We start from the raw sequence: 7,062 nt of genomic DNA on the forward strand, positions 1-7,062 counted from the left end.
AAGGAAAAGTTATAGTTTCTCAACTTCATCCATCCAAATTCGGTTAGAGGCATCCGTGGGCATCCGCCAATCGCTTCTTGGAGACAAGCACAAAGCGCCAACCTTTGGCCCGTCAGGCAGACAGGAACGCTTAAATTGCTGCATAAAGAAACGGTGATAAAAGTTTTTCAGCCATTTCAAAAGAATTTCTCTGGGGTATGCATCGCCAAAGGCTTGCTCTGCCAAAAACAACACTTTTCCGGGTGAAAAGCCAAATCGAATAATTTGATACAGAAAAAAATCATGAAGCTCATAAGGGCCAACCAGATCTTCCGTTTTTTGGTTAATGTTCCCGTTTTCATCAGGAGGAAGCAATTCGGGGCTTACGGGAGTATCCAAAACATCCAAAAGAATTTCAGAGGCTTTGCGATCCAGCTCCCCTGTGTTGGCAACCCAATTCACCAAAACCCGCACCAAGGTCTTTGGAATACCGGCGTTGACACCATACATGGACATGTGATCCCCATTATACGTTGCCCAGCCCAAAGCGAGCTCAGACAAGTCACCTGTTCCCACAACAATACCCCCGGTTTGATTTGAAATATCCATCAAAATTTGCGTACGCTCACGGGCCTGCGTGTTTTCATAGGTAATATCATGAATGGCGGGATCGTGTCCAATATCTTTAAAATGCTGAATTGCCGCATCACGAATGGAAATTTCTCTCATGCTTACACCAAGAGATTTCATCAAAGTTAAAGCGTTTTGATATGTGCGGTCAGTTGTTCCAAAGCCGGGCATGGTAATGCCCAAAACGTGATCTCTTGATACACCCAAATAATCACAAGCCTTCACACAAACTAAAAGTGCCAGCGTGGAATCCAAACCGCCGGAGATACCAATTACTAAGGTTTTAGCGTGAACATGCTCCATGCGGCGCGCCAAGCCTGCTGTTTGGATCATAAAAATGTCGCGGCAACGCTTACTTAAAGAAGCATCATCCTTTGGAGTAAAGGGCTTTGCGGTTATAGGGCGTAAAAATTCCCCTAATTCCCCCACACACATATCAAACTTAATTTCTCTATAAAATTTTTGTGCATCAGGTTTTGTAAGCTGAGACATAAAGGTTGTATGCTTGCGGCGCTCACTTACCAGCAATTCTAAATCCACATCAGCACAAATTAGCTGATTATCACGGCAAAAGGATTCGGATTCGCCAAGAAGCACACCGTTTTCATAAATCAAGCTATGTCCGCTAAAAACAGTATCCTGCGTGGACTCACCAACACCCGCAGATGCGTATGCATAGGCTGAAAGACAGCGTGAGGACTGCTGGGCTACAAGCTGATGGCGATAGTCGGGCTTGGCAGCCAATTCGTTGCTGGCGGAGGGATTCAAAATGACAGTTGCGCCATAAAGGCTTAAATAGCAGCTTGGCGGGATTGGTCCCCATAAATCTTCACAAATTTCAACGCCTACTTTTAAATACGGAATTTTTTCAGCAGTAAAGAGAAGATCCCCACCGATGGGAACAACTTGTCCGGCGAAAGAAATTTCCTCCGATATTAAGTCATCTGCGGAGGAGAACCATCGTTCCTCGTAAAATTCGCTATAGTTGGGAAGAAGTGTTTTGGGAACTAACCCCAAAATTTTTCCTTTATGAAGAAGGGCGGCACAGTTAAAGGTTTGATTATCAGCTAAAACAGGGACGCCAATTAAAATCAGCATGTCCAATTCCTTTGTGTCTTCTGCAATTTCTGCTAGGTTTTTTTCTGCGGAGACAAGCAAAGGGCTCTGAAAAAATAAATCCGCACAAGTATAAGCGGTAATGGAAAGCTCTGGGAAAGCAAGAATTTTCACTTTTTTATCAGCAGCCTTTGCAATGGTATTAAGGATTTCTTTTTTATTATAAACACAGTCCGCAACCTTGAGCTTTGGGACAGCAACAGCAATTTTTACATAGTTGAACATGATAAACACTCCTTAGAATTTTCTAAACAAACCAATTACTTTCCCCAAAATGCTTACATCGCGAACAATGATAGGAGACATGGCGGCATTTTCGGGCTGCAAGCGGATAAAATCCTTTTCTCTATAAAAGGTTTTAACAGTTGCAAAGTCTTCAATAAGAGCAACAACGATATCTCCGTTGTTTGCAGTGTTTTGCTGACGTACCAAAATTAAATCTTTATCGAAAATACCAGCCTCTATCATGCTTTCGCCTCTAACACGAAGCATGAAGACAGTATCATTGTGAATATATTCCACGGGAATTGGAAAGGTATCCTCTATATTCTCCACTGCCAAAATGGGGACACCTGCTGTAATTGTTCCGATTATAGGAACCTGAACCAATTCTTTTTGTGGTGTCTCATAGAAGTCTGGCGCCAAAATTTCAATTGCACGAGGCTTGGTGGGATCGCGACGGATAAGCCCCTTTTTCTCTAACCTGGAAAGGTGTCCGTGAACGGTAGAAGTAGATTTCAAGTTCACAGCCTCACAAATTTCTCGAACCGAAGGCGGATAACCTTTTTTCTTTACTTCGGATTTCATATATTCTAAAATTTGTCTTTGCTTTGGTGACAAATCGCCCATTGAAAACACTCCTTTTATATGGTTATAGAATTTGTAAAACACAAAATTTTATTCAAAGCAACGGTGCGAAAGAATAATTTAATAGAAGTATAGCACATAATAAAAACAAAATCAAACCTACGTTCGGAAAAAATGAAAAAAATATTGACAAAGAATGTAGGTTCGTTTATTATAAAAACAAAAAAAGGAAAATTTGTTCGTGGTGGAGGCGTTGAATATGAATCAATATTTGTGTAAAATTTTGGTTAAAAGATCAATAGGAATGCGAAAAAAACTCTTTTTTTTAATAACCCTTACTATGGTAGTATGCCTTGGAACTATGGCGTTAGGGGCGCAGCGGCAGAAGGAAGTAAAGATATATTATAAGTGTGTTGCAATTCAATCTGGGGATACACTATGGGGAATTGCACAAAAATATAAAACAGAAGATCAAAAAATAGAACATATGATTCAAGAGATTATGGTGCTTAATGAAATGCGTTCTGAGAACATAAGATCTGGAGAAAGCTTGATTGTACCGCTAAAAAAAGAAAAATTGCAAAAAATGCAATCTGCAGCAACTCTACAGTCGAAATTTTAAAAAATTAAAATATTACATAATATTTATTGTAAAATTAAGAAAGAATACAACAATAGTAAAGGATGCATAATTTAAGTATTCAGAAAATTAAAACAACCTCCTGCTAGATTAATTCTTAAGCATTTTTTACGGTTCATAAATTGTATTGTTATCTTTTCTATATTATGGTAAGATGGTAAAAATATTAAAGCGCTCTGTGACTGATTATTTTGCGAATAAAAGCGTTTTAAGAAGGAGGAAGATTATGTTACCTTGGATCGGCGTGTTGGCGATATTAGGGCTAGTGCTGATTTATGCGGAAATGCTAATACCCGGTTTTGGCGTTTTTGGCGTTCTTGGCATTGTTTCTTTGATGTGTTCAACAATTTTGGCGGCGAAAATCTATGGTTTTTTTGTATTTTTTGTCATGCTTATCTCATTGATTATTTTGTTTTTTGCTATGCTTGTTTTAGTGAAAAAAAGTGGACTTTATAACAAAGTGATTTTACGCGACCGTCAAGATGTGCAGGATTTTGACGAGTCAAAGCTTGTAGGACTAATTGGAAAGACAGGCATAACGCGAACAACATTAAGACCATTTGGGATTGCTGAAATTGATGGGAAGAGTTTTGATGTTCGTTCTTTGGGAGATTTTATTGACAAAGGGAAAAAAGTCGAGGTGATTCAAATTTCTGGCAAGACGGTAACGGTCAAAGAATGGAAGGAAGAGTCGTAAGTATTTAATTTTAGGGAGGAAAAATTTATGTTTGATGTGATTCCGGTGGTTTTACCACTGATTGTTATTATCGTAATTGTGATGATATTCTTAAGCTTTGTACCACTGGGCTTATGGATTTCCGCTATTTCAGCAGGTGTTAGAGTAAGTATTTTTTCGTTAATTGGTATGCGTCTGCGCCGTGTTCGTGCGGACAGAATTATTCGTCCGTTGATAAAGGCACAAAAGGCTGGGATGAATGTAAACGCAAATCAGCTAGAATCTCACTTGTTATCCGGTGGTAGAGTGGATAATGTTGTGGATGCGTTAATTGCGGCGCATAGAGCAAATTTGGATCTTTCTTTTGAAAGAGCGGCTGCAATTGATTTGGCGGGACGTAATGTGTTTGAGGCTGTACGCATGAGTGTAACACCTAAAATCATTGAAACACCATGGATATCCGCAGTGGCTATTGACGGTATTGAGGTAAAGGTAGTTGCAAAGGTAACTGTTCGTACAAACCTTGCCAGATTGGTCGGCGGCGCAGGGGAAGAAACCATTATTGCGAGAGTTGGAGAGGGCATTGTTACGACTGTCGGCTCATCACAAAGCCATAAGAGTGTTTTGGAAAATCCGGATTTAATTTCCAGAACTGTATTATCAAAGGGGCTGGACAATGGAACTGCCTATGAAATCCTATCTATTGATATTGCAGATGTTGATATTGGTAGAAATATTGGTGCACATCTTCAGATTCAACAGGCCGAGGCTGACAAACAAATCGCCCAGGCCAAGGCTGAGGAGCGCCGTGCAGCTGCAATTGCGAAGGAACAGGAAATGAAGGCGGAAGTTGAGCATATGAAAGCTAAAGTTGTTGAGGCTGAGGCTGAGGTGCCTTTAGCACTTTCTGAAGCTTTACGCAGTGGGAATTTAGGGGTAATGGACTATTATCACATGCAGAATGTGCAAGCTGATAGTAGCATGAAAAACAACCTGGGTAAGACGGATTTTAGCAGTGTGATTGCTCCTAAAACTGAGCCTTCTGGAAAGGCATAATAATTGAAGGATAAGAATTTTAAAAAGACCGTCTATATTAGGTGGTCTTTTTTTAATGAAAAGGAATGAGAATTATAGGCAGATAAAATGAAGAAAAAAATTAGCAAAATGCAATGATAATTTCATTAGGAAGTGAAAAAACTAAATATGTTATAATATAAGAAAACATTTTTGAAATGGGGGGTTTTATGGCTAGGAGTTTGGAGAAGGAATGGGAACGACTACAAAAGAAAGAAGAGAAAGTTTTTATAAAAATGGAAAATGAAGTGGCAAATCAGAATTTTTCCGAACTAGTTGGGATAAAGCAGGCGATATCGGAAAAAATACCAGATAAACTTGTGATATTAATTAATGAAGGATTTCAAAAGGCATTTAGGCTAGTTTTTTCAAAAGGGATTGGGATAATTGAAAAAACTTATAGAAAAGATGAAATAGCTCTTGAATTTGAAGTGAATGATTTTCGAATGAACCAAAGGCCCAATAGCAAGTCGTTAACACAACTGGAGAAACAAGTGAAAAGAAGACAGAGAATTAATACTTGTGCTACTGTGACCGAAGGGATTGGGTTAGGCGCTGTTGGTGTAGGATTACCTGATATTCCTTTGTTTCTTGGAATTTTACTTAAAGGCATTTACGAGACATCTATTGGCTACGGCTATCATTATAATGAAGAAAAAGAACAAATTTTAATTTTAAAAATGATTACTGCCGCTTTGAGCGAGAAGGGAAAGATGCGGACGGTTGACAAGGATGTTGAAATTTGGTTAAGTCAAATAGATAGCGGAAATGTTTCTGATATGATTAGCTTAGATGAGGAAATCAAAAAAGCCTCAAATGCGCTTTCTCAAGCCTTATTATTGCCAAAATTTTTACAAGGGTTTTTTCTTGTTGGTATAGTTGGCGGCATTGCAAATCCTATTGTTTATCAAAAAGTAATGAAGTATGTAACGCTAAAGTATAAAAAAAGATATCTAAATCAAAAAAGATTAAGTATAAAAAAACAGAGATAAGCCATACTATGACTGCGGGGAAAATCCTCGAACAATTTAGACTTAAATGAAACTAGGGAGGTCATGGAGTATGGATAAGAAGACGAACAAAAGCACAGAAAAAACACAAAAAAATATGAATAGGACCGAGTTTGCTCAAGAGTATAGCCTTGACACAGGTTCTCAGTCCACCAGCAAATGTGACAAAACCAATAAAACCAACAAGACAAATAAGACAAACAAATTAAACAACACAAACTAAGTTCACAGAGAATTTCGTGTTGTTTTGAGAATCCCTTCATTATAACAGGGGATTTTAGCTGCAGACAATCAAAGTGATGTATATATCAAATACTTTGATTTCTTTGATGCTTTAGCTCTGTAAGCCATCCTACAAACTGGCGTATTAAAGCTTAAAGCAGTAATAAACCTCCTTTGATAACTTTAAAGTGGTTCATCAACCATTAGAATATCGAAGGAGGTTTTACTATAACTAAAATTAAAGTAGTTCACAATAAAAATGCATTCAATTTCAAGGGATTTAAAATAAAGAAGTGAAAGCCGACAGTTTGGTTTTAAATAATTACCTGATTTAAAGATCACAAAAGTAAAAGATCGAAGCATGCTGTGATAAATAATCTGGCAGGTAGAAAAAACAACAAAAAAGACGTTGATTTTGCAGGTGTTGGTAACTTTATTAAAAAAACGAAAAAAAAGTCGAAAAAGGTATTGACAAGATCTAAAAACAGTGTATAATAAATAACTGTCACTGCTGATTGGCGTGCGAAAAGATAAGAATTAAGGGTGCGTTATTAAGAGCTTAATTGTTGAAAAATAAAAAACATTTAAAAAAAGTTCTTGACAAAAGAAAACAAATCTGATAAACTAATCTTCGCTGGCAACAGAAAATGTGACAGCAAATAGGAAACAATTTGATCCTTGAAAACTAAACAGTAGAATACAAACACACAACCCATAGTCAATTCAAAGCACCGCAAGGTGCGAAAAGACAAAAGAGTTTGCCGATTTCGAAAAAATCGGAAAAGTAGCCAGATTATCTGGTTAGGACAAAACTTTAATTTAAGAGTTTGATCCTGGCTCAGGATGAACGCTGGCGGCGTGCTTAACACATGCAAGTCGAGCGGAGATATGAAATCTGAGAGCTTCGG

7 protein-coding genes and 1 rRNA gene are annotated in these 7,062 nt (G+C 38.0%); 6 read left to right on the forward strand and 2 right to left on the reverse strand.

All coding sequences use genetic code 11. The features are described from left to right. Positions 1–9: 9 nt before the first annotated feature. The gene (locus CLNEO_RS14695) at positions 10–1,950 is read right to left on the reverse strand and encodes an NAD(+) synthase (protein ID WP_201032951.1); all 1,941 of its coding nucleotides are present in this window, start codon (positions 1,948–1,950) and stop codon (positions 10–12) included. Between the two features lie 12 nt (positions 1,951–1,962). Then, entirely contained in the window at positions 1,963–2,574 is a 612-nt protein-coding gene (lexA, locus tag CLNEO_RS14700; RefSeq protein ID WP_066090893.1) for a transcriptional repressor LexA, read from the reverse strand. Between the two features lie 217 nt (positions 2,575–2,791). Here lexA and yneA point away from each other — a divergent pair, with 217 nt between their 5' ends. The 6 genes from yneA to CLNEO_RS14725 form a co-directional block, all read left to right on the forward strand. Further along, positions 2,792–3,154 carry a cell division suppressor protein YneA gene (gene yneA, locus CLNEO_RS14705; RefSeq protein ID WP_066090896.1) on the forward strand — a complete coding sequence of 121 codons (363 nt, stop codon included), beginning with the start codon at positions 2,792–2,794 and terminating at the stop codon, positions 3,152–3,154. Positions 3,155–3,398: 244 nt separating this feature from the next. Then, on the forward strand, positions 3,399–3,869 hold the full coding sequence (locus CLNEO_RS14710; protein ID WP_066090899.1) for an NfeD family protein: 471 nt from the start codon (positions 3,399–3,401) through the stop codon (positions 3,867–3,869). Between the two features lie 27 nt (positions 3,870–3,896). Continuing rightward, complete coding sequence (gene floA, locus CLNEO_RS14715; RefSeq protein WP_066090902.1) at positions 3,897–4,904, forward strand: flotillin-like protein FloA; 1,008 nt, start codon at positions 3,897–3,899, stop codon at positions 4,902–4,904. 188 nt (positions 4,905–5,092) lie between these two features. After that, positions 5,093–5,914, forward strand: coding sequence for an EcsC family protein (locus CLNEO_RS14720; protein ID WP_066090905.1), 822 nt, complete (start codon positions 5,093–5,095; stop codon positions 5,912–5,914). A 70-nt stretch (positions 5,915–5,984) separates the two neighbouring features. Next, positions 5,985–6,155 carry a hypothetical protein gene (locus tag CLNEO_RS16010; RefSeq protein ID WP_157723610.1) on the forward strand — a complete coding sequence of 57 codons (171 nt, stop codon included), beginning with the start codon at positions 5,985–5,987 and terminating at the stop codon, positions 6,153–6,155. An 814-nt stretch (positions 6,156–6,969) separates the two neighbouring features. Continuing rightward, positions 6,970–7,062: ribosomal RNA gene (locus CLNEO_RS14725) — 16S ribosomal RNA — on the forward strand; the annotation flags it as partial.

Origin of the sequence: Anaerotignum neopropionicum (genome assembly GCF_001571775.1) — a bacterium.
Taxonomy (GTDB): domain Bacteria; phylum Bacillota; class Clostridia; order Lachnospirales; family Anaerotignaceae; genus Chakrabartyella; species Chakrabartyella neopropionicum.

Excerpts from the sequence above, each read along its gene's own strand:
- CLNEO_RS14695 (WP_201032951.1), bottom strand. The coding sequence starts at position 1,950 with ATGTTCAACTATGTAAAAATTGCTGTTGCTGTCCCAAAGCTCAAGGTT.
- lexA (WP_066090893.1), bottom strand. The coding sequence starts at position 2,574 with ATGGGCGATTTGTCACCAAAGCAAAGACAAATTTTAGAATATATGAAA.
- yneA (WP_066090896.1), top strand. The coding sequence starts at position 2,792 with ATGAATCAATATTTGTGTAAAATTTTGGTTAAAAGATCAATAGGAATG.
- CLNEO_RS14710 (WP_066090899.1), top strand. The coding sequence starts at position 3,399 with ATGTTACCTTGGATCGGCGTGTTGGCGATATTAGGGCTAGTGCTGATT.
- floA (WP_066090902.1), top strand. The coding sequence starts at position 3,897 with ATGTTTGATGTGATTCCGGTGGTTTTACCACTGATTGTTATTATCGTA.
- CLNEO_RS14720 (WP_066090905.1), top strand. The coding sequence starts at position 5,093 with ATGGCTAGGAGTTTGGAGAAGGAATGGGAACGACTACAAAAGAAAGAA.
- CLNEO_RS16010 (WP_157723610.1), top strand. The coding sequence starts at position 5,985 with ATGGATAAGAAGACGAACAAAAGCACAGAAAAAACACAAAAAAATATG.